Source organism: Microbacterium sp. GbtcB4 (assembly GCF_019091465.1).
GTDB classification, from domain to species: domain Bacteria; phylum Actinomycetota; class Actinomycetes; order Actinomycetales; family Microbacteriaceae; genus Microbacterium; species Microbacterium paraoxydans.
Window position 1 is genome coordinate 1 of sequence record NZ_JAGXJJ010000215.1, and the last position, 261, is coordinate 261.

The 261-nt window shown below is 65.9% G+C and carries 1 pseudogene; it reads right to left on the bottom strand.

The features are described 5' to 3' along the window. Nucleotides 1–28: 28 nt before the first annotated feature. Nucleotides 29–261, bottom strand: a pseudogene (locus KVS71_RS17730) (branched-chain amino acid ABC transporter permease); the annotation flags it as partial.

Consider the following 261-nt stretch of genomic DNA (forward strand, 5'->3'; position numbering starts at 1 on the left):
TGCCGAGGATGCTTCCGAAGTCCATGCGTCAGCCCACCCTTTCCTTGCATCCGAGGATGCCCTGCGGTCGCACGAGCAGGATGATGATCAGCGCGACGAGGGCGCTGGCGTACTTGAGGTCGGACGGCACTCCGAGGAGCGTGGAGACCTCGACGGCGAGGCCGACGATGATCGAGCCGATCAGCGCGCCGATCCCGGAGCCGAGACCGCCGGGCGTGATGGCGCAGAACATCAGCAGCAGCATCTGCATGCCCATGTCCC